The organism is Lederbergia citri, assembly GCF_018343625.1.
Taxonomy (GTDB): Bacteria; Bacillota; Bacilli; order Bacillales; family Bacillaceae_C; genus Lederbergia; species Lederbergia citri.
Genome location: NZ_JAGYPG010000003.1, coordinates 416,631 through 438,992, shown reverse-complemented (window position 1 = coordinate 438,992; position 22,362 = coordinate 416,631). Strand labels below are relative to the sequence as shown.

The 22,362-nt window shown below is 37.2% G+C and carries 23 protein-coding genes and 1 other annotated feature; of the genes, 6 read left to right on the top strand and 17 right to left on the bottom strand.

Translation table 11 applies throughout. The annotated features are described in order from the left end of the window. Both KHA97_RS18255 and KHA97_RS18250 read left to right on the top strand, forming a co-directional pair. Nucleotides 1-483: helix-turn-helix domain-containing protein (locus KHA97_RS18255; protein ID WP_213126197.1), on the top strand; the 483-nt coding region annotated here is incomplete at its 5' end. A 26-nt stretch (nt 484-509) separates the two neighbouring features. Beyond that, nucleotides 510-1,361, top strand: coding sequence for an IS3 family transposase (locus KHA97_RS18250; protein ID WP_233713619.1), 852 nt, complete (start codon nt 510-512; stop codon nt 1,359-1,361). Nucleotides 1,362-1,419: 58 nt separating this feature from the next. Here KHA97_RS18250 and KHA97_RS18245 read toward each other — a convergent pair whose 3' ends face one another. From KHA97_RS18245 to KHA97_RS24320, 4 genes are all read right to left on the bottom strand, one after another. After that, nucleotides 1,420-1,632, bottom strand: a complete 213-nt coding sequence (locus KHA97_RS18245) for a hypothetical protein (RefSeq protein ID WP_213126196.1) — start codon at nt 1,630-1,632, stop codon at nt 1,420-1,422. Between the two features lie 341 nt (nt 1,633-1,973). Next, nucleotides 1,974-3,317: a TldD/PmbA family protein gene (locus tag KHA97_RS18240; protein ID WP_213126195.1), complete on the bottom strand. Its 1,344-nt coding sequence runs from the start codon at nt 3,315-3,317 to the stop codon at nt 1,974-1,976. A 3-nt stretch (nt 3,318-3,320) separates the two neighbouring features. Continuing rightward, on the bottom strand, nt 3,321-4,709 hold the full coding sequence (locus KHA97_RS18235; protein WP_213126194.1) for a TldD/PmbA family protein: 1,389 nt from the start codon (nt 4,707-4,709) through the stop codon (nt 3,321-3,323). A 90-nt stretch (nt 4,710-4,799) separates the two neighbouring features. Then, complete coding sequence (locus KHA97_RS24320) at nt 4,800-4,934, bottom strand: hypothetical protein (protein WP_267912451.1); 135 nt, start codon at nt 4,932-4,934, stop codon at nt 4,800-4,802. A gap of 148 nt (nt 4,935-5,082) precedes the next feature. Here KHA97_RS24320 and KHA97_RS18230 point away from each other — a divergent pair, with 148 nt between their 5' ends. Then, nucleotides 5,083-5,544, top strand: coding sequence for a hypothetical protein (locus KHA97_RS18230; protein WP_213126193.1), 462 nt, complete (start codon nt 5,083-5,085; stop codon nt 5,542-5,544). A gap of 50 nt (nt 5,545-5,594) precedes the next feature. Here KHA97_RS18230 and KHA97_RS18225 read toward each other — a convergent pair whose 3' ends face one another. The 7 genes from KHA97_RS18225 to KHA97_RS18195 all read right to left on the bottom strand — a co-directional run bounded on the left by KHA97_RS18225 (nt 5,595) and on the right by KHA97_RS18195 (nt 13,368). Then, nucleotides 5,595-6,968, bottom strand: a complete 1,374-nt coding sequence (locus KHA97_RS18225) for a sensor histidine kinase (RefSeq protein WP_213126192.1) — start codon at nt 6,966-6,968, stop codon at nt 5,595-5,597. Further along, on the bottom strand, nt 6,965-7,645 hold the full coding sequence (locus tag KHA97_RS18220) for a response regulator transcription factor (protein WP_213126191.1): 681 nt from the start codon (nt 7,643-7,645) through the stop codon (nt 6,965-6,967). Before KHA97_RS18220 ends, KHA97_RS18225 begins: the two co-directional genes overlap by 4 nt. A 48-nt stretch (nt 7,646-7,693) precedes the next feature. After that, nucleotides 7,694-8,422 carry a cytochrome c oxidase assembly protein gene (locus KHA97_RS18215; RefSeq protein WP_213126190.1) on the bottom strand — a complete coding sequence of 243 codons (729 nt, stop codon included), beginning with the start codon at nt 8,420-8,422 and terminating at the stop codon, nt 7,694-7,696. A 36-nt stretch (nt 8,423-8,458) separates the two neighbouring features. Beyond that, the gene (locus KHA97_RS18210; protein ID WP_213126189.1) at nt 8,459-10,654 is read right to left on the bottom strand and encodes an MMPL family transporter; all 2,196 of its coding nucleotides are present in this window, start codon (nt 10,652-10,654) and stop codon (nt 8,459-8,461) included. Between the two features lie 326 nt (nt 10,655-10,980). After that, a complete protein-coding gene (locus tag KHA97_RS18205; protein ID WP_213126188.1) occupies nt 10,981-11,445 on the bottom strand; it encodes a phage tail protein in 465 nt (154 codons plus the stop codon). A gap of 194 nt (nt 11,446-11,639) precedes the next feature. After that, on the bottom strand, nt 11,640-12,062 hold the full coding sequence (locus KHA97_RS18200) for a DoxX family protein (RefSeq protein WP_213126187.1): 423 nt from the start codon (nt 12,060-12,062) through the stop codon (nt 11,640-11,642). 538 nt (nt 12,063-12,600) lie between these two features. Then, nucleotides 12,601-13,368, bottom strand: coding sequence for an AAC(3) family N-acetyltransferase (locus KHA97_RS18195; RefSeq protein ID WP_213126186.1), 768 nt, complete (start codon nt 13,366-13,368; stop codon nt 12,601-12,603). A 140-nt stretch (nt 13,369-13,508) separates the two neighbouring features. Between KHA97_RS18195 and KHA97_RS18190 the strand changes: the two genes are divergently transcribed. The 3 genes from KHA97_RS18190 to KHA97_RS18180 are packed head-to-tail and all read left to right on the top strand — an operon-like array spanning nt 13,509 to nt 15,441. Beyond that, nucleotides 13,509-13,880, top strand: a complete 372-nt coding sequence (locus KHA97_RS18190) for a GntR family transcriptional regulator (protein ID WP_213126185.1) — start codon at nt 13,509-13,511, stop codon at nt 13,878-13,880. Continuing rightward, nucleotides 13,877-14,761, top strand: a complete 885-nt coding sequence (locus KHA97_RS18185) for an ABC transporter ATP-binding protein (RefSeq protein ID WP_213126184.1) — start codon at nt 13,877-13,879, stop codon at nt 14,759-14,761. Before KHA97_RS18190 ends, KHA97_RS18185 begins: the two co-directional genes overlap by 4 nt. Next, a complete protein-coding gene (locus tag KHA97_RS18180) occupies nt 14,758-15,441 on the top strand; it encodes a hypothetical protein (RefSeq protein WP_213126183.1) in 684 nt (227 codons plus the stop codon). Before KHA97_RS18185 ends, KHA97_RS18180 begins: the two co-directional genes overlap by 4 nt. A 459-nt stretch (nt 15,442-15,900) precedes the next feature. Here KHA97_RS18180 and KHA97_RS18175 read toward each other — a convergent pair whose 3' ends face one another. The 6 genes from KHA97_RS18175 to leuC form a co-directional block, all read right to left on the bottom strand. Continuing rightward, the gene (locus KHA97_RS18175) at nt 15,901-16,221 is read right to left on the bottom strand and encodes a thioredoxin family protein (protein WP_213126182.1); all 321 of its coding nucleotides are present in this window, start codon (nt 16,219-16,221) and stop codon (nt 15,901-15,903) included. A gap of 75 nt (nt 16,222-16,296) precedes the next feature. Further along, complete coding sequence (locus KHA97_RS18170; RefSeq protein WP_213126181.1) at nt 16,297-17,208, bottom strand: NAD(P)/FAD-dependent oxidoreductase; 912 nt, start codon at nt 17,206-17,208, stop codon at nt 16,297-16,299. A gap of 188 nt (nt 17,209-17,396) precedes the next feature. Further along, nucleotides 17,397-17,783: an Rrf2 family transcriptional regulator gene (locus tag KHA97_RS18165; protein WP_213126180.1), complete on the bottom strand. Its 387-nt coding sequence runs from the start codon at nt 17,781-17,783 to the stop codon at nt 17,397-17,399. Nucleotides 17,784-18,339: 556 nt separating this feature from the next. Then, the gene (proS, locus tag KHA97_RS18160; protein WP_213126179.1) at nt 18,340-19,776 is read right to left on the bottom strand and encodes a proline--tRNA ligase; all 1,437 of its coding nucleotides are present in this window, start codon (nt 19,774-19,776) and stop codon (nt 18,340-18,342) included. A gap of 63 nt (nt 19,777-19,839) precedes the next feature. Continuing rightward, nucleotides 19,840-20,057, bottom strand: a binding site (T-box leader). A 313-nt stretch (nt 20,058-20,370) separates the two neighbouring features. Next, nucleotides 20,371-20,949, bottom strand: a complete 579-nt coding sequence (gene leuD, locus KHA97_RS18155) for a 3-isopropylmalate dehydratase small subunit (protein WP_213126178.1) — start codon at nt 20,947-20,949, stop codon at nt 20,371-20,373. Continuing rightward, nucleotides 20,946-22,361, bottom strand: coding sequence for a 3-isopropylmalate dehydratase large subunit (gene leuC, locus KHA97_RS18150; protein WP_213126177.1), 1,416 nt, complete (start codon nt 22,359-22,361; stop codon nt 20,946-20,948). The genes leuD and leuC overlap by 4 nt, the downstream gene beginning before the upstream one ends. Nucleotide 22,362 lies beyond the last annotated feature (1 nt).

Genomic DNA, 22,362 nt, shown 5'->3' with positions numbered 1-22,362 from the left:
GCAGCTGTTCTGGATTACCTTTCTGGGAACGATTCTTTAATGGGGATTGTACACAAATATGAATTATCTAGCACATCAGTGTTGAGACAGTGGATAAACAATTATAATAATCATAGAGATTTAATAGAGACGCAAAGGGAGAGTAACTCTATGATTAAAGGTCGTTCCACTACACTTGAAGAACGTTTGGAAATTGTTAAGTATTGTCTTAAAAACGGAAAAAATTATCATCAGGCATCAGAGCTTTTCACGGTTTCATATCAACAAGTGTATCAATGGGTAAAGAAGTTCGAGAAAGAAGGAGAAGATGGTCTTAAAGATAAGCGTGGCCGCACTAAGGCAGAGTCAGAGTTAACCCCTGAGGAGAAATTCCGACGTGAAATGAAGCGATTGGAGCAGGAAAATGAACGTCTTCGGGCAGAAAATGCATTCTTAAAAAAGTTGGAGGAGATCGAAAGGAGGCGTTTAAAAAAGCGTCATTAAGCCAGGTTCGCTTAGCCGATGAATATTTGGCCATACAGGAACTACATGTGGAAGAAAATATCTCCATTGCGCTATTATGCCAGATTGCTAGAATTGCACGTTCTTCCTACTATAAGTGGCTTCGTCACACTCCTTCCAAGAATGAAAAGAGAAATGAGGAAATTCTGAAGGAGATAAGGTGTTTATATGAGAAAGTGGACTGCATATATGGATATCGCCGTATGACGATGAACCTGAATCGTAAACTATCTAAACCTATTAACCATAAGCGTGCGTATCGAATAATGAAGATTGCCGGTATCCAGTCGGTTATTCGACGTAAACGCAAGAAGTATAAACCTAGCACTCCACAATATGTCGCTGAAAACCTATTAAACAGGGAGTTTAATGCGGAGAAGCCAAATGAAAAATGGCTGACTGATGTGACTGAAATGAAATACGGAGCTTCTCAAAAGGCTTATTTGAGTGCAATTTTAGATTTATACGATGGCTCCATTGTGAGTTATATGATTGGGACTTCTAATAATAATCCGTTGGTTTTTAAGACATTGGATTTAGCGATGGAGGCTAACCCGAATGCCACCCCTCTTCTCCACAGTGATCGAGGGTATCAATATACTTCCCCGGCATTTAAAAAGAAGGTTGAGAAAGCAGATATGATACAAAGTATGTCTAGAGTAGGACGATGCATTGATAATGGACCAATGGAGGGATTTTGGGGAACCATAAAATGCGAGAAGTTTTATTTAAACAAATATAGTACGTTTGAGGAATTGAAAAAAGATATCGAAAAATACATACAGTTTTATAATCATGAAAGATTACAAAAAGGATTAAACGGCCTTAGCCCCTTAGAATATAGGGCTAAAGCCGCCTAATGTGTTTTATTTATTTCCACTGTCTACTTGACGGGGGGCAGTTCACTCTACCAAGCGTTTAATGGATAGCATCATTATTAGGAATCTTTTTCTTTTGAAAAAATAATGATATGAGCAAATTTATAAAGAAGCCCATTAATAAAAGAATAACTAATAGTGACAAATGAACATCTTCCCAAATAACTTTGGCAATGAAAAAAAAGATGAACGCGCCTATCACAGCGCTTAACCACATTATGAATGGCAACTTCTTTTCCTTACTATTTTCCAAAACATCTCACTCCTATCTACGATGCCTTAACTTTATTTTAACAAGTTAGAGTTAATCAGTTTAACAATCCGACAATGGGGAAGGTTTATGTGGGAAATAAACCTGTTATCCGAAAATTGAAAAGGGTTATCCGGGAATTGATTCTTGCCATTTGACAGTACAAATGAGTTATCCGAGAATCGAATCGTGTTAACTATAATAGAATGGTACGACAATCAAATAAAGTTTAAGTACGAATAGGATAGGAAATCGAAGACGACTTCCTATCCTATTTCGTTGTTTTTCAAACGAAAAGATTCGTTAGATTGTGGGCCATATCATTTTTTCGAGAATTTTTACATTTACTCCACCGTCACCGACAATTCCTTCAACAGCAACGACGGTGAACCAATCCCGCTCGATGATACATATAAATCTGACCCAATTTCTTGAATATCTTTAAGTAATTCGAATAAGTTTCCTGCAATCGTCATTTGTTTTACTGGTGTTTCAACTTTCCCATCCTTTACATAAAAGCCATTGGCTGCAACAGAGAAATCACCAGAAACCGTATCGGCTCCAGAATGCAAGCCAGAAAGCTTTGTTACTATAACCGCTTCTTTTTGGGATTCGATTAATTCATCATAAGATTTTTCTCCTGGCTTAATATAAAAATTGGATGGTGCAATAACAAGAGTCCCTTTATATGAAGACTTGTAGGCATGACCCGTTGTTTCCACCCCTGCTTTTTTCGCCGTTTTGCGATTGTGAAGGAGGGTATTTAATGTACCATTTTCAACGACCGTACATAATTTTGATGCCACCCCTTCCCCATCAAAAATACGACTTGCAAAGCCTTCTTCATAGAATGGATCATCTACGATTGTCAGGGTTTCAGCTGCGATTTTTTCTCCTACCTTATCTTTTAGCAACGAACGGCCTTTTTGAGCAACTTCTGCCGAAAATACTGTGGTGAATGTATCGAGAAGGTTTGCTGCTGCTTCTTTGCGTAATATTATCGGATATTTTTTACTTGGAATCGACTGTTCTCCTAAATACGAAAGTGCTTCTTCTGCAGCCTCTTTCGCAATTTCATCCACATTTAACTTGGAAAAACCTTTCGTAATTTTTACCGTAAACCCACTTTTTGTTTCGTCACCTTGTTTTACTACAACGGACAAAACGACCCCAAGAAAGTTCATACGATCATGGAGCACTAAGCCTTTACTGTTAGCAAGCAGCCTCTCCTTTGATTGATCAATCAGTTTACAATAATTAAGGGAGGCAATCCGTGGATCGTAATCGAAGATTTTACGCTCTACTTTCTTTAATAAGTCTATTTTGTCAGGAATTGAGACTTCATCAAGGCTTTCTGAATAAAAATTTCTTTCTTCATATTCATCACTGCCTTCGAAAATATCATCCTGCTCTTCTTCTTCTATGATTTCAGCATTTGCTTTTGCACTTTCAAGTAAAAAAGAAATGGATTCATGGTCAAATTTTTCCGTATAGGCGTAACCCATTTTCCCATTGAAGATACCTCTAAAGGATAAACCCCCATCTTCAGCTGTTTCATAATGATCCAATTCACCTTTATATACATCGCAAGCAAAACGCTTTGATTTTTCATAATAAATTTCCATGTCTTCAAAACCATGTGCAAGCCCATTTCCCAATAACATTTCCTGGAATTTTTCAATCTTCATGATTTACTCTCCCTTCGTTCCGCCAACGGTTATTTCACTAACACGTATCATTGGCTGGCCAACATTTACCGGAAGACTGCCACTCACAGATCCGCACATTCCCGCTCCATGAGCCAAATTATTTCCAACCATATCAACAAGCTGAAGGGTTTTTGGTCCATTCCCGATAAGTGTAGCTCCTTTTACAGGCGCACCGATTTTTCCGTTTTCGACCATATACGCTTCCATAATAGCGAAGTTATAATCTCCTGTTGCAGTATTAACTTGTCCGCCACCCATATATTTCGCGTAGAGACCGCGCTCCGTAGAAGCTATAATTTCTTCCGGAGTTGATTTTCCAGGAGCGATAAATGTATTAGTCATCCTCGATGTTGGATTAAATCGATATGATTCACGTCTGCTGGATCCAGTAGCTTCCATTCCCATACGACGTCCGTTAAATTTATCAATCAAATACCCTTTTAAAATGCCATTTTCGATGAGAACATTTTTACGAGTTTTCTCACCTTCATCGTCAATATTAAGAGAACCCCACTCATTAGCAAGTGTTCCATCATCGATATATGTTACAATATCAGGTGCCACTTTCTCGCCAATTCGATTCGCAAAAACAGAGTTATTTTTTGCAACAGCAGTCGCTTCTAACCCATGTCCACAAGCTTCATGAAAAATAACTCCACCAAATTCGTTGTCGATAATGACAGGGAATTTTCCGCTTGGACATTCTTCGGCGTGAAGCATCGTCACAGCGATTCGTGCCGCTTCTCCGGCATAATGTTCCAGGTCTAGATTTTCAAAAAATTCATAGCCTTGATATGCTCCTGGTCCATAATAGCCTGGCTGCATTTGCTTTCCATCAGAAGCAATCGCTTGAATGGCTAAACGACTCCTTACCCGTTTATCCTCTACGAATTTCCCTTCCGAGTTTGCAATTAAAACATTCTGTTCATGATCTAGTAAAGTAACGGTTGCTTGCGCAATACTAGAGTGATAATTTTTTGCAATATCATATGCTTTTTTCATAACATTTACTTTACGTACATTTTCAATCGTTCGTGGCATTTGAATAATCTTATGTAATGGTTCGATCGTTTCCTGTTGAAGTGCAGCTGAAATATGTCTTACATCAGCTTGAATGGCATGCGCTGCGTTTTTAGCTGCTTTTATGAGCCCTTCTTTTGAAAAGTCGGTCGTATACGCATAAACACTTTGGAGACCATTAAAGACGCGAATGCCTACCCCAGCATCCCTTCCAGAATTACTCTTTTCAATTTTACCGTCTTGAAGAACTAAAGACTTTGAAAAACGATCTTCCGCAAACACTTCAGCAAAATCCCCACCTGTTGACAGTGCTGCGGATATGACATCCTCAATTACTGATTTACTTAGCATGTTGCTCTTCCCCTCCTTGCAGGTTTTAAACGTTTATACCTAGTTTACTATATTATTGCGACTTTTTTGCCAATATAGATAAAAACAATCTTAATTAATTTTTGATAATTCCTCAGTTCCGATTAGAAGTTTCTCCATTCTATTAAAATCATCTAACTCTATAACGGTCTCGCTAAAAACAGGTCCATGTGCAAAAGGAGTGTTACTGTACGATTGTTCGTTCAATTTTGCGAAAACCTTCTTCGCTAGCCGTTTGGAGAGTGCAAAGTTTAACATTAAACAGTTTATATAAGATTCGCACTCTCTTTTGTAACCTACTGTTCATCTGTTGTTCATATACGACTCCTATACTCATATCAAGGAGGAGATTTGAATGTTTAAATATTGGTTATTCTTACACTTAGCAGGGATTTCGATTTGGGTAGGTTCCCTTTTGGCTGTGACCATAATATTAATCATGATAAAAAAACATCTTGGTTCAAAAGAGCTATCTACGATTGTTAAAAAAATGACGAGGGTAGTGAATACACTTGTTCATCCTAGTGCATTTTTCGTTTTACTTAGTGGTATCTTCATGATGATTGCGATGAATTTCGGAGATTCGTCAAAGCCCTTCTATTTGGAATTTATGGAACGCATTGGCGGTGTGACAGTCCTCTTTACGATTATTGCTGTTAGTATATTTGGACGCAGGGTCGTAAAAAAATTGAACACCCTTGAAAAAGAAGGAAGTGTCATCACTCATCCAGGAAGTATTAATACGTACATTACAATGATGCTCGTCTCAGTTTTATTGGTTTTAGCGGTTATCTTTGTCGTAAGTTTTAGGTTTTAAACTAAAAAAACGAAGGACCTCAATCAAGAAGTCTTTCGTTTTTCTTTTTCCTATCGTGGTAGTCTCACCGTAAATTCCGTCCCTTTTCCAATTTCACTTTGCACACTAATTGTTCCTTCATGAAGTTCAATAATTTTCTTCACAACCGATAACCCAAGACCACTGCCTGATTTTGTTCTATTTCTAGATTTGTCTCCCATATAAAAGCGGTCAAATATTTGTTGCAGTTCTTCTTCTGCTATTCCAATCCCGGTGTCACGAACGGTTACAATAATATCCTCATCCACTGCAGCATTTACGTAAATTGAACCATGATTTCCAGTGAATTTAATACTATTTGTAAGCAGGTTAATCCAAATTTGAAACAGTAATTGCTTATCTGCTTCAATCACGAGTTCCGGCAAATCCAGCTCAATCCGCAAACTTTTTTTACTCCACTCCCATTCTGTAAGCAATACGACTTCCCTAATTTGTTCATCAAGACGGAAGGTCTCCTTATTAACAGCCTTCACTTCCTTGTCAAGTGAGGAAAGCATCAACAATTGTTTACTAAGAGAAGACAAACGGCTTGTCTCTTTCTCGATAATCTCCAAGTAACGTTCCGCTTCTTCCTCACTTACTACTTTCGAACGAATCGCTTTTGAAAATCCTTGGATGGAAGTGAGCGGTGATTGAATTTCATGCGATACATTCGAAACAAATTCTTGGCGCATTTCATCCAATTTTTTTAAAGACTTTGCCATTCGTTCAAAATCCTTCGCTAAGGCACCAATTTCATCTGAACGATGACTATCTAGTGTAAAATCATAATTTCCACTCGCAACTTTCCTCGTCGCTTTAGTTAACCTTTTAATAGGTCGAACGAGAAAAGTTGCGGAAACAACAATTAACAGCATGCTAATAAAAAACGTTAATCCCAATATTAAACTAAAAACAATCCGCATTTCGCCAAACTGCTTTTCTACATTCGGACGGACAAATAATGCTTCCGTTACACCATCGACCTTTATTGGAACACCAATACTATTTTTTAGGTCATCTTTAAAAAAGCCCGTCACAAAAAGATTGCTTTTAAACGTACTAATTCCATGGTATGTTCGACCATCCAATACTGATTGAATGATAGACTTATCCAATTCATATTGACGAAATCGATCTCCAAACTGGTGTCCGACCATATGTTGATCGACCAAGTATAACTGGAAATTCATATTGGCCACACTCGTTAAGAAATCTTGAATCTTCATCCCATCCGAATTTTCATAAAGATAAACAATTTCATTTGCCATTTCTTTTATTTTTTCCTCGTTATATTCTTTAAGTTTTACGTGGTAATAAAGATTCGAAAATAAAAAGGCAATAATGCCGCTAACGAGCGCAACCAACATAAAGGTTAAAACAATCCGTACATATAGTGTCTTCATTCGCTTTTAACCTCTAATTTATATCCTAGACCACGAATCGTAATAATTTGAAAATCATCCGTTACATCACGAAAACGCTCACGCAGCCTTTTGATATGAACATCGACCGTTCGACAATCCCCTTCAAAATCCATTCCCCATATAAGTTGAATAAGTTGGTCCCTCGTGTACATCCGGTCTGGTTGGCTCGCAAGCTGGGCAAGTAGTTGAAATTCTTTAAGTGGCAAAATGATGCTGCGACCTCCTATCTTTACCTCAAAGTTATTACGGTCAATCACAGTCTCGTTCATTGTAATAATATTATCTGATACCATTTGATATCGTCGAAGCAAGGCGCGAATCCGGAAAAGGAGCTCTTCTGGTTCAAATGGTTTTAAAACATAATCATCGGTGCCAGATAAAAACCCTTTCGCCTTATCTTCCATTTCTCCCCTAGCTGTAAGCAATATGACGGGAATATCATAATACTTGCGAATTTCCTCACATAATTCCCAGCCATTTTTGCCAGGCATCATCACATCAACAATTGCCAAATTGATTTGTTCTGTTTCAAGCAGTTTAGATGCTTCAGTTCCATCCGCCGCTTCCACGACCGCGAAACGCTCGTTCTGTAAATATAGGCGTAATAATTCTCGAATATGTGGGTCATCGTCTACGATTAAAATAGGTGTATGCATAAATAGGACTTCCTTTTTCTTTTAAATGTACTCGATTATTAATAGAAATCAAAGATGGTGACTGAAATGAGAGATAAGCATGAGTCCAAATTTATGCATGCCCATCATAATCACTCCACCTGCAATCTGATCAAATCTTGGATTGATTTTAAAGGCAAATAAATCAGCCACATTTAAATTCTCCGGCAAACAAAGACTTAACATTAGCCCCTGTAAAAATGGATTCGCTATTCCTCCCCTCAAGCCATTTATGACAAACAATAAGCACGCGGGAGTTAAAAGCAATCCACTTAATACAGCAAAGCGTTTATCCTTCATCTTTACAATCGGCCACCACATGAGAATAGCTAAAGCAAATAGGAATGAGGTATACCCTTTGTGTAAATAGGAAAATTGATACAGAGTTTGCAAGACAATTGGCAAATGATAGAGAAAAAACAAAGAGGCAAATAAAATTAAGGCAAAATACGATGAAACTTTCACCTTAAACTTAACTGGAATTCCAAGTAAAAACAACGGCGGAACAATAAAATAAAGGATACTCATTTGAATCATATGAAAACTAAAGGATAGATGGCTAATGACAGATAATGGACTTCCGATCACAACGTAAAATAGACAAATACTAATGAAAAAAAGAACCGGTCGTACATGATAAATTTTGATTTCGGTGTAATGGTTCAGAAAGAGAGCATATAAAATAGCAATCATTGCGAGAATGAATAATAACGGGAGGTTCCACTCTAGTTGTCCTTCAAGCAATACACTATTGAACATGCTCCCCCTCCTTAAGCGCGCACATATTTATTCATTTTATGATTCAACATCAATGTTTATTTCTTGCTTCTTGTCCTTATGTGTCAAAATTAGTATGGACGGCAAGAAAATTCCTCGAATTAAAAACGTATCCAGCAAAATCCCCATTGCCATCGTAAAACCAAATAAAAATAATTCCTGCAAAGGTTGTGTCATTAAGACCGCAAATGTTGCAGCCAATATGAGTCCCGCTGAAGAAATCACCCCACCTGTTAAAGCAACACCTTTTCCAACAGCCTCTTTCCAAGGAAGACTTTGTGACTCTTCACGTATTCGAGAAACGAGCATGATATTATAGTCGATTCCAAGTGCTACCATGAAAACAAACGTGTACACAGGCAGACGGTAGCTAATTGCATCAAAGTCCATTACATGATGAAAAATCCACCAGCCAAAGCCGAGTGTCGAAAAGTATGACAGTAATATTGTCGCCATCATTAAGATTGGCATTACCACGGATTTCGTTTGAAAACCAAGGATGAATGTGAGTAAAATCGTCACAAGTGAAAATAACACAATCATATCTCGTTGATTCATTTGTCTTACATCCACTTGCTTCGCTGTTTGTCCTGCAATATGCATTTTTACGTCTTTCGTAGAAAAACCACTATCCTTTAATAGATTGACCGTTGAATCACGCAACTTTTGAACAGTGTTGAGCGCGCCCGTTTCATATGGGTTATCTTCCAAAATTAGCTGTACTCGAATCGCTTTTTCCGATTTAGATAAAAAATTCCGAGGCAAGTTGCTTTGATCTGTTATGACAGGAGTAACAGAACTAACACCTTTTTGACCTTCTAATTTTTCAACAAGATTGTTTATATTGGCGAAAAACTCATCATTTAACTCAAATTCTTTTTTTGATTGCAGCACGATATTTACAGGAGCCAATTGCCCTGCCGGATAATTTTTCTCTAAGAGCTCAAATCCTTGTCTTGAGGGCATGTCCTCAGGAAATGATTCTAATAGGTTAAAAGAATACTTTATTGATGAAAAGTTAAAGGCCCCAATCAACAAAATGATGAGAAGGGTGCCAGCTAGGATGGCAGGACGTTTCATGACTTGCTTACTAACTTTATTCCATATTCCTGCTTTTACATCTCTTCCACTTTCAACCTTTGGCACAAATGGCCAAAATGCTTTTCTCCCCATTAAAGCAAAAATACTTGGAATGAGTGTTAGTCCCGCAAGCAAAATCATGATAACCGCAACAGAAAAAACAGGCGCGAAATGATTATATGGTTGAAACACTGTGACAAATAACGTCACCATTGCAAGAAACACAGTTCCACCACTAAATACAATAGGTTCGGAAACATGGAAGATGGCTTCCCCCATTGCAGCGTATTTAGATTCTTGCTTTTTTAATTCCTCAAGATATCTTGAAAAAACAAACAAACTATAATCTGTTAAAACAGCAAATAACAGAACGAGCATAATCGAAATCGCAGAACTATCCACAGTGAACCAACCGTATTTGCCGGCTAATCCTAAAATTCGATCCACTACTCCATATACAATCCCTGCGATTAAAAGTGGCGTAATGGCAAGTAATGGAGAGCGATAAATCAAAATTAATATCACAAAAATTAGTCCTACTGTTGCTAGCATCAATACGATGTCTGCATTTTTAAACAAAGAAATGGTATCAGCTGATATTCCGGCAGGGCCGGTAATTTCAAATTGCATTCCACCTAGCCCAATCGCTTCGACCTTTTCCTTTACTTGATCTAATGTTTTAAGGACGATACCGGAATCCAAATCAGATTCAAGTGAAAAATTAAAAAGAAGAGTGGATCTATCTTTGGAAAACATCTCTTCTTGAACATTTGCCGGAAATTGGTGAAAAGGCAATGAGTTTATGATCTGATTAGGCTTTTCATCAGAAGATAGCCACTCACTTAGTTCTGCTATTTTCTCACGGTCATCATTTGAAATTTTCCCGTCACGATGGAAAACTAGAAGAGCAGACATACCGTCATTATTGGAAAATTGTTCTTTTAATACATGATCGGCAATTTCCGAAGGTCTGTCGCCACTTACACTTGCCTCTTTACTATTAACTGCATATTCCTTAGCACCTGGCGCAAATAAACTGATCAACAAAACTGCTAGAAGCCAGGAAGCAATCGTAATTTTAGCTCCTACCGAGCCGCTTGAAAATTTTACTAGTTTTCTAAATGGGCGAAGCATATCATTCATCTCCTACTATTTAAGATCAGCCTTATTGTAGGAAATGAATATGAACGGAATATGAATAGCAGATTTCTTTTAAATCGAAAACGTTGGCGACTTGCTTATTAGATACTACTGTTTCATGTATGTATTAAGAAAAGTTCAATATCTTTTCAACAAAATTAAAATTTCCTTTAAGTATGTTGCATTATCTATTACGAAGTATCCCACTAAATGGTCCTACAATGAAAAATAAGCGCTTATCCTTGTTCGAGGATAGCGCCCTTTAACGAATAACTGAATACAAAAAATACTGGATTCCTACACTTGTACTTTTACTTACTTTAATATTCTCCTTTAATTACAAAAAACGAGCCCCGAATTGTTCCAGCTAGTTTAGACTTCTGCCTGGCAAACTTAAACTTCCCTTCTAACTCCTTTGGTACTTCCATCCCCTCAGAAAGCTTAAAACCAACAGCCCGCTTCTTAGGATCATCAACCGTATACATGACGTTGAGCGCAAGACCATCCTCATAAAAGACGTAGGCCATCTTGATATTTTCTATTTGAAAACGAGATGTTTCTAAAGGTTTGGCCGCAAACTCAATATCACGTTCTTCTTTCAAAATTCGGTTCACATAATCAAGGGTCTCCTGGCTTTCGCTAGCGGGTACAACTGTAAATTCATGCTTGTATTTGTTCATAAAGTAACGGGCTTCATTAGCACGTAAACCAGCAAGAGCATCTACTACCGGTGAAGACTCTAAACCAACCGTAGACACATTTTTAAAATCAACGATATAAGACATTTTCCATTCCTCCTTTTATATTACAGCCAATACTTTTTTCAAGTTGTTCACCATTTTTCTTCCAAGCATATTTAGCTCCCACAATGGATCCATCGCGAGTTTTTGTTTCTGCACTGAATCTAGTTTACTCGAAATGTAGATAGCAGTTCCATCTTAACCCAGCAAAAAGGACAGCCCTTAATTTCACCACCTTATTAAAGCTTGCGGCTCTTCGGACGTAACGCCCACGAGGCAATATTAAGTGCAGCATATGAAAGTGGAAGAATAATATTAAACCCGTAATCACCATAATCGTTAGCAAACACATGAGATAAAGCTGCACCGGTCATTAAAAAGAAGATACCCGCGTGAGTCCATTCTTTAAGCCGAGGTAAACCTGGCACGATTACTGCGGTGGCTCCAAGAATTTTCCAAATCCCGAGAATAGTCAAGATGTATAATGGGTAACCAAGATTCGTAACCAATTCAACGTTTCCCCCATAAAGCATCAGTTGCCCGATGCCACTTAAGGTAATAGCTGAAGCGAGTAGTAATGTGACTGACCAATAAGCAATCATTTTTCCTCGAGGCTGGGTTCCTACCTTCGCCGTTGTTTCAGTACTTACAATCATACTCATTTGTTTCCTCCTCATAATTGTTTTAAGTAAAACTTGTTGAAGTTTCAAAATTTCCAAATGACTACCAATCAATAGGACACCTTTTAGTGTCCCTTTTATTATATGTCACCAATTGGTGTCGTGTCAACACCATTTATAAACTCAGCATGTTAAAATTTCTAAATGCGGGGTTTATAAGGATTGGCAAGCCAATTAGAAATTTGCTAGGAGGAATGGTACTTTAAATAAATGTGATTAAGACTTCTTTATTTTTTCCAATCGTATTAGGAATAGTCGATAAATGATACTTCTTTTGACTGTATGTACACAGTTTATTGAGATAATTCTTCCGTATCTAACAAAAGAGGAGCCATTGATGTCGAGTTGAATCGGCAACAGCGTCAAACACATCCTTTTTTCGGTCGTGACCCGTCCAATATCAACCTTCACTTTATCAATACTAATTCAATAAATAGTTTTCCATTCACATAAATAAAGGGGAATCATCGTTCTTAAGGGAATAAGAGGACCGAATTTCCCCTAAGATTTTTACACATACTTACCGTTTTGCAATCACATACTCCCTAGCTTCTGTACACTCTTCACAATCATCTTCACATAAAAAATAGTACGGGTTCTTTTTTAACTGTATACTTGCAACTTCCACGACATCACTTGCTTTCATGAACTGGCAAATTCCATTTCCTATCTTTTGTACAGAAAGATAACCTTTCTCTTTTAGAAGGGACTCTATTTTTTTGAAATTTTGACAGCAATGATTGATTAGTGGAACTTGAATTTCCTCTATCTTTCCTTCGTTAGAAAACAGCATTGTAGAATATGTTCTATATGGTACCTCATTTAAAGATTCCGCTAAATGGATCGTAGTATTGGAATCATGGGAAGCACCGAGCAGAAGAATCCTTCCGTCAAGCTGAAATACTTTTCCGATTGGACTTTTAATTCCTTCTGGTTGATCTATTGGATGTTCAGAAACAATTTCATTCGCATGCTTTCCGTACGCCGCGAATGCACTATTTGGATGATTACTTCTTAGTACACCAGGCATCCTCCAAAATGTTTCAGCCACAATCCCCATGTACTCTGTAGGTGTTGTTTTTGGATCATATAATTCTTCTCCACTTGTCATCGATGGCATGACGAGTGTCCCTTCATCCCCTAAAATCTCTAGTAAACTTTCAATAACCACTTCCGGACCGCCCTGTATGAATCCAATGTTTCGAAGTGATGTATGGACGACAAGCACCATTCCCTCTTTTATTCCGATACTTTTAAAATCTTCTATTAATTGCTTTTTTGTAAGCATGTCCTGCCCCCATATTTTCATTTTCCCCATTATATTACTTGCGTCCATTTATGAAAAGATTTCCAAATACTGTTGACAATGATACTTCTATGTCATATGGTTAATTACATAAGTAACTAACCAACATGGTGGTGAACCAAATGAAGCATTTAATTGATGATGGAAGGCCAATCTTCGTCCAAATTGCAGAGCGCATAGAAGATGACATTATCGAAGGCGGCTTGCCGGAAGAATCCCAAGTCCCTTCAACGAATCAATTCGCAGTCTTTTATAAAATCAACCCTGCCACAGCTGCGAAGGGCGTAAATTTACTGGTGGATGAAGGCATCTTATATAAAAAGCGGGGGATCGGAATGTTTGTTGCTGAAGGTGCACGTATGAAAGTCATTGAGAAGCGAAAAGAACAATTTTTCGAGCAATTTATAGTGACGATGATTCAGGAAGCAGAAAAATTAGGAATTACGACGGAACAATTAATGGATATGATACGGAAAGGAGAAGGAAGACGATGACAGAAGTAATAAAAATAAGTCGGTTAAATAAGCTGTACGATGACCATAAAGCAATCCAAGATATTAGCTTTTCAATTGAAGAAAATAAAATATATGGCCTTCTCGGTAGAAATGGAGCTGGTAAAACAACGTTAATGAAAATGATCACGGCACAGATTTTTCCAACTAGCGGGGAATTATTGGTTTTCGGTGAGGAGCCTTATGAAAATTCTAAAGTATTGAATCAAATTTGTTTTATTAAAGAAAGTCAGAAATATCCTGATAATTTTACTGTTCGTGATATTTTGGAAGTGTCAAAGTCACTTTTTCCGAAATGGGATAAGGAATATGCATACTCATTAGTAGAAGATTTCAATCTTCCTTTAAAGAAGAAAAATAGGGGGCTTTCTCGCGGAATGCACTCCGCGCTTGGTATTGTCATTGGGCTTGCAAGCAGAGCACCGTTAACTATTTTTGATGAACCGTATTTGGGGTTAGATGCCGTTTCACGTGAATTATTTTATAACCGTTTAATGGAGGATTACGCGGAGCATCCTCGGACTGTTATATTATCTACCCATCTCATTGATGAAGTGAGTAATTTGTTAGAACAAATTCTAGTCATTGATAAAGGAAGATTAATCATCGACGAGGATGCCGAGAACTTGAGAGGAAAGGCGTTTACAGTAACAGGCCAAACAGCAAAGGTAGAGTCATTTATTACTGGAAAAGAAGTAATCCATCGCGAACCATTTGGCGGGTTGCTTTCAGCTACTGTAATAGGTCGTGCTAATGATAAAGTCCATATTCCGGGACTTGAAATATCCCCAGTTTCCTTACAGCAGTTAATTGTCCATTTAACGAAAGGGAAATCTGATAAACAAGGAGCGATGGCGAAATGAATATTCGAAGTGTTTTAAAAATGCTTGTTCGCGACAAATGGAGTTGGTTTTTCATCCCAAATATTGTACTATTTTCAATTTTTATAGTTAATTTAATTGTTAGTCTATTCATTACTCCGAAAGAAAAATATTTTACTGGAGGAGTATCGTATATCTTTGTGTACATGTTAGTAGTGGGAATATTAGTTGTGGCTCAAACATTTTCATATGCAGTCAGCATGTCTGTTAGAAGAACTGATTACTTTTTCGGTACGGTTGCCACGGGGGCTATCGTGAACCTCTCCTTTGGAGTACTATTATTGATTTGTTCAATAGTAGAAAATTGGACAAATGGCTGGGGTGGAAAATTTCATTTCTTCCACTTTCCATATTTAAATGATGGAACACTTTTAGAACAACTTTTCATTTATTTCATCCTATTGATTAATCTATTTTTCCTTGGAATGATGATATCCAGCTTTGCCCGCCGTTTCGGAAAAAAAGGAATGGCTTATGCGTCTATATCTTCCTTATTGATTGCAAGTATCGCAGCACTACTCATCACCTATTATGAACATTGGATGGATATCATTCATTGGATTGTTGATCATACTGCCGTCCAACTTGCATATTGGCTCATTATCCCTACCTTGTTTTACGTTGTCTTTTCTTACTTTTTCTTGAGAAGAGCAACCGTTTAAAAAACGACTTGCGATACTAAATCAATGTATCGCAAGTCGTTTTCTATGTCCAAAATAGCAAAGATGATGGACAAAAATTTATTGCACTAATTATGCCAATAAGATTTTTCGTTTTTTTATGGATTATTTAGATCAACTAAAAAGACCGTAATATCCATAAATAGATATTTCGATCGCATTTGTTAAAATTTATTGCTCACTCTTTCCCAGATATTATCAAAACAGAGCACAAAGATTTTATCGAAATAAGTGATAAGAAAAGAGTGTAATACTTGTAAGGAATGCGCCTGATCGGCGCATGAGTGCCGATTCGAACTTGAATAAAAAGAATCTAACTTCGAGTCAGACTATCTGTCATTGGAGTCAGGAGACATCACTTCCCGCTTTCCAAACAGCGTCAAGCCAGCTGCCTTAGCTAGCGAAGCTGACGTCTAGTTGTCGAGCTTGCATGCATTTATTTTATAATTCAGCTTCGACTATCGTTTTTAGTTTCTCATATGGAACGTATCCAACAAGTGGATCTCTAGTGTTGTTATTAATAATCATACGAGTGTGTGGAATTCCCATAACACCATATTGTGCAGCTAAATCTGGTCCGTTATCAACATCTACTTTGAGAATTTGTACTTTATCTCCTAATTCTTCATCAAGTTGTTCAAGAACGGGAATTAGCATTTTACAAGGACCACACCATTTGGCCCAAAAATTTAATAATACAAGTTTATCTCCATTTATATGTGGTTCGATTTCATTATTTGACGTGACATGTATAATAGTCATCTTTTTATCTCCTTTTTATAAACATTAAAGAGCTTTAAAGTCGTTGATTAGAATAAAAAAAATCTTCTTTTGAAGCTAAAACCTTTCTATTGCCATATCTCCATTCATTGCAACGGCGGCTTTATTTCCTTCTGATGCTGCAATAACAAGTGAAGATGCACTTATTCCTGCTGTTTCACCGGCTGCATAAAGATTTTTTACTGAAGTTCGCCCCCCATCATCTAACACAATAGTACCGTTTTTTTGTAATTCACATCCTAGTGTTTCGGCAAATTGATTTGAGCGAATAAATGAAGGAGCAACAAACCCGAATGAACATTCAATTATTAAATTTGATTCAAATTCTATATTTGTTAAATATCCATCTATATTATTCAACCGTTTAATTGGATCACTCACGACTGTTATATCATTTCTTGCTAATTCTTCCAAGGCATCCGAAGATAATGCTGTACCATTTGTTGCAAGAACTAAATCATTTGACCAGTGATATAATAGTTTACTTAGGTGTAGAGCTCTATCCTCATTTTCTGCAATGATAAGAAGCTTTTTATTACTTAATTCCCAACCGTCACAATAAGGACAACTAAAGAGACTCTTGCCATAACATTGTTCGATATTTGGAATATCAGGAAACACTTCTTGAATACCTGTTGCGAGTAATACTTTTTCTGCTACAAATTTTATGTTATCTGAAGTCGTAACATTAAACATGCCATTCGGCAGTTTAATAATATTTGAAACTGTTGTTTCGAAATGATGCACATAACGATATTTTTTTATTTCATTTAGGCTAAGTTCACGAAATTCTGCCGGCTTAATACCATCACGTGTCAGAAATCCATGTGATTCTTGTGTCTTGCGATTTCTATTTGTATTGTTGTCAAAGAGAGCAACGCTTCTGCGAGCTCTACCTAACACAAGACTCGCATTTAGTCCTGCTGGACCAGCGCCAATAATGGCACAATCAATCATTGATAGTTCCATTTCGAAAAATCCTCCTAAATATAGTATTGTTTGTAGGTCTATTTTGAGAAACGCGAATATAATAACCCTATACTATAATCACTTCCTCACCTCCTTAATTTTCAAAAAAGAAAAATAAATAAATCGACATAAAAGACTCTTAATATCCGCGATAGTTACAAAAAATAGTTGTGGGTGATAAACCCACTTTAGTTTTTTACAATATCTGATATTTTTTTATTTCTTAACTCTTCTTCCAGTTTTTCCTCTGCTGAAAGCATCACATCTTTTATTACACATTCTGGATTAGAGTATAAACAACAGTCAAATAATGAAGATTTACCTTCAATTGCATGTATAATATCCAAAAATGAAATGTCTTCCCAATTATGACTAAGCGTATACCCTCCATTGGCACCTGATGAAGAATTGATCATCCCTTCCTTAACCAACTTAGTCAATATTTTGGACAAATACGTAGGAGATACATTTTGCTTTTCTGCTAACTGTTGTACACCAATTGGCTTATATTCTGCTTCCTTTGCAAGAAATAGCATTGTGTGAAGGGCATAATTTGTTGCCTTAGAATACTTCATGATTTCAATACCCTCCTTAAAAGACTTTATGTGTCTATAATAACCTTTATTATTTCCTAATGTCAATAATATTACTTTAACCGTCATGTTACAGGAAATATACCTTATTAAACATCCTTATTTTATTTTCTTAACCATTTCTCTAATAGCCTCTATAACAGCATTAGGATTGTCAATATGAATAGCGTAACCAGGATTTTCAACAATAATATATTTGATATTTAAAGACGAATTAACCAACTCTTTTTGAAATATTGTCCAATAAGCCCAAGATTCTGGTGGATGTGTGGTTGTGAACCACCTGTTAAAACGGTTAACAGGATTTGCTTTTTTAGCAAGCTTCTAAGGTTTTGAGCTGGAATAATAAAGGCAAAAAAAATTCACTTATAAAAATCGTAAAGGAGACACTACTTAAATTGGAGTATCTCCTTTTAAAGTTCTTTAAAAAGATTTAGTTCTGATTTACTTCTTAAATTAAAACAGATTACAAAGCTGTTTAATTCCTTGTGGAACTAAAGCACCCGATCGTTTAATTATAATATTTAACAATCGTAGATTAGTAAGCGCGAGCAAACCAAACAGTATGTTTTGCTTCTTTACCACAATAAAGGCATGTGTGCTTTGTTTTCGGTGGATTAAATGGAATGTTTCGTGTTGTGAATTTTGTTTTTTCTTTTACACTTTCTTCACAAGCATCGTCTCCGCACCAACCAGCTAATATCCAACCAGGAATAGTTCCATTTTGTTCGGATTCTGCTATATGTTGGTTTAACTGTTCCATGGTATTGATATGAGTGTGTGAATTTTTCTCACGGAAAGCTTTTGCTTTTTCGAATAGACGAGTTTGCATTGTTTCAAGTTCTTTTTTTATACTTTCAACAATTGATTCTAAAGGTACAGAAACTTTCTCCTCTACATCACGGGCTTTCATCAATACTTGATTATTTTCTAAATCACGTGGGCCAAGTTCAATACGTACAGGTACACCTTTTAACTCCCATTCATTAAATTTATAGCCTGGTGATTGATCAGAATCATCAAGACGAACACGAATTCCTTTCGCTTTTAAAGCTGCAAAGATTTCATCTAATTTCTCCATAATTGCATGGTTCTTTTTCCATGGACCTACTGGAATCAAAACAACTTGAGTAGGTGCTATTTTTGGTGGTAAGACAAGACCTTGTTCATCACCATGAACCATGATGACCGAACCAATTAAACGTGTGGACGTACCCCAAGACGTTGTATGAACATATGCGTGTTTATTATCTTTTGTTAGATATTTTATATCAAATGCTTCCGAAAATTTTGTACCTAAGTAGTGTGAAGTGCCTGCTTGCACGGCTTTTCCATCTTTCATCATTGCTTCAATTGAGAATGTATCAACCGCACCAGCAAAGCGTTCTAATGGTGTCTTTTGCCCATCATAAACTGGAATCGCAAGTAATCCTTCTACGACTTCTTTATAAATAGTTAGCATTTGCATTGTTTCCTTACGCGCATCTTCTTCGTCCACATGAGCAGTATGACCTTCTTGCCATAAAAACTCAGAGGTACGTATAAATGGAAGAGTTTTCTTTTCCCAACGGAATACATTTGCCCATTGATTAATTAAAACTGGTAGATCTCGATAACTTTTAATCCAGTTTGAATACAAATGTCCAATCATTGTTTCTGAAGTTGGACGAAGTGCTAAACGTTCTTCTAATTTCTCTCCTGCAGCTTCTGTTACCCAAGGAAGCTCCGGTGAGAATCCTTCAATATGATCCTTTTCCTTTTGGAAGAAGGATTCGGGAATTAGCATTGGGAAGTATGCATTGCGATGACCGGTTTCTTTAAACCGTTTATCCATCTCTTCTTGAATATGTTCCCATAATTCATAGCCATCTGGCTTAAATGCAATGCAACCACGAACTGGGGTGTAATCCATTAAATCAGCTTTTTGAATCGTATCAATATACCATTTTGAAAAATCATTTGTTTTTTGAGACATCGTCTTTTCCTCCCGAGAAAATGAAATAACTTAAAATAATAAAAAAAGCATAAAGAGTCCTCAAAAAAGGACGCCTTTACGCTAATAGACGTGGTACCACCTTAGTTCGACATTAATAATAAATATTAAGTCCTCTAAACGTTTGTAACGAAACGACTCGGTCAGTTTTTATCTAACATCTCCGTGGTAGGGTTCAATAAGAAGAGGTGATATAGCTTTCAGCCAAGGCTATATTTTCTGTTTCACAATCCTTATTTACTTGATCACATCATTGATAACATATTTAGAAATTAATATATCAACTTGCTAAAAGTAATTCAACTATTTCTGTAACACAGACAAAATAATTGAGCAAATAAAAGTGATAGAAACCTTTAATTATTTACTCCTTCTTATAATATTAAAAAGAAATACTTTAATTTTTGCTTATTGAATTAACCTGCCAGTTAGTGTAATCCTTCCCAATGGAATAACACGTCTAATATTTTTAAACAACTTTATTATGTTTTAAACGACTTTATAGTAATCTAAAAATAAGCCACCCACTCCCACCAAATTCAGATTCGATAGGGAATGAGTAGCTTATTATTACTTTCAACGATTCTCATACGCTGCAATTTTGTCTTCAAGTAACAGTGTTAATGCAATATCGTCCCAACCGTTCAATAACACTTGACGGCGGTATGGGTCAACTTTAAATGAATAAGTGTCGCCATCTTCTGTAACAATCGTTTCGGTTTCAAGTGAAACAGTGATTTTTAATGGCTTTTCTTGCGACTTCTTCAATAAATCTTCCACTTCCGCTTCTGAAAGCTGAATCGGAAGAAGTCCGTTTTTAAAGCTGTTGTTATAAAAGATATCGGCAAAATTTATCGCGATGATGACACGAAATCCATAATCATCGAGAGCCCAAGGAGCATGTTCACGTGATGAACCACAACCAAAGTTTTCTCTTGCGATTAAAATTTCACTGCCAGCATATTCTGGTTTGTTCAACTCAAAGTCCGCTCGTTCAACTCCATTATCATCATAACGCCAATGATAAAACAAATACTTACCGAAACCTGTACGCTCAATTCTTTTTAAAAATTGTTTAGGGATGATTTGGTCCGTATCCACATTCGAACGATCTAACGGCGCAAGTACGCTCGTTACTTCTTTAATCGGCTTCATACAAGCGCCTCCTCTTGTGAAAATGTACGAACATCGACGAAACGGCCAGCAATCGCCGCGGCTGCCGCCATCGCTGGGCTTACTAAGTGCGTACGTGAGCCGTTTCCTTGGCGACCTTCAAAGTTTCGATTTGATGTAGAAGCACATCGCATGCCCGCCGGAACTTGGTCAGCATTCATGGCAAGACACATACTACATCCAGATTCACGCCATTCAAAACCAGCATCAAGGAATATTCTATCTAATCCTTCTGCTTCCGCTTGTTTCTTTACTGAATGAGAACCAGGCACGACGATCGCATTCACGCCACTTTTCACTTTCTTGCCAGTAACGATTGTAGAAGCGGCTCGTAGGTCCTCAATTCGAGAATTCGTACAAGAACCGATGAATACATATTGAATCTCAATATCTGTCATTCTTGTTCCGCCTTCAAGTCCCATATATTCAAGAGCTTTTTCAATTTCTGCTCTTTCTGAATCCGTTTTTGCATCTCCAGGACGTGGAACAAATCCATTTACTCCAACGCCCATACCAGGGTTCGTACCCCATGTGACGACAGGTTCGATCTCAGAAGCATCAATTTCAATAACAGCATCATATTTAGCATCTGGATCAGTTGCAAGCTCTCGCCATTCTACTTTTAATTCTTCAAATTCTTCACCAGCTGGAACATGAGGACGACCTTCTAAGTAAGCAAAAGTTGTTTCGTCAGGGCTAATTAATCCTGCTTTTGCACCAGCTTCAATGGACATATTACAAACCGTCATTCGTTGTTCCATCGTTAATTTTCTTATGGCATCGCCTGTATACTCAAAAATATGACCTGTTCCAACGTTGATTCCGTATTTCGCGATGATCGCCAAAATTAAGTCTTTTGATGTAACACCTTGACCTAACTCGCCATTCACTTGAACTTGCATTGTTTTTGGCTTTGCTTGCCATAATGTTTGAGTCGAAAGTACGTGCTCTACTTCACTCGTTCCAATTCCAAATGCAAGTGCACCAAATGCACCATGTGTGGAAGTATGGCTATCTCCACATACAATCGTTTTACCTGGTTGCGTTAATCCAAGCTCAGGACCGATAACGTGAACGATTCCTTGATCTGGATGTCCCATACCAGCTAATGGAACGCCGAACTCAGCACAGTTTTTTTCAAGTGTCGTCATTTGCTTCTCGGAAATTGGATCCGTCACAGCTTCATTCAAACGAGTCGGAACGTTGTGATCCATCGTTGCAAAGGTTAAATCCGGTCTACGTACTTTTCTCTCATTTAGACGCAAGCCTTCAAACGCTTGTGGAGAAGTCACTTCATGCACAAGATGAAGATCGATATATAGCAAATCTGGCTTCCCTTCTTCTCGATGAACGACGTGCTTCTCCCAAATCTTTTCAATGATTGTTTTGCCCATC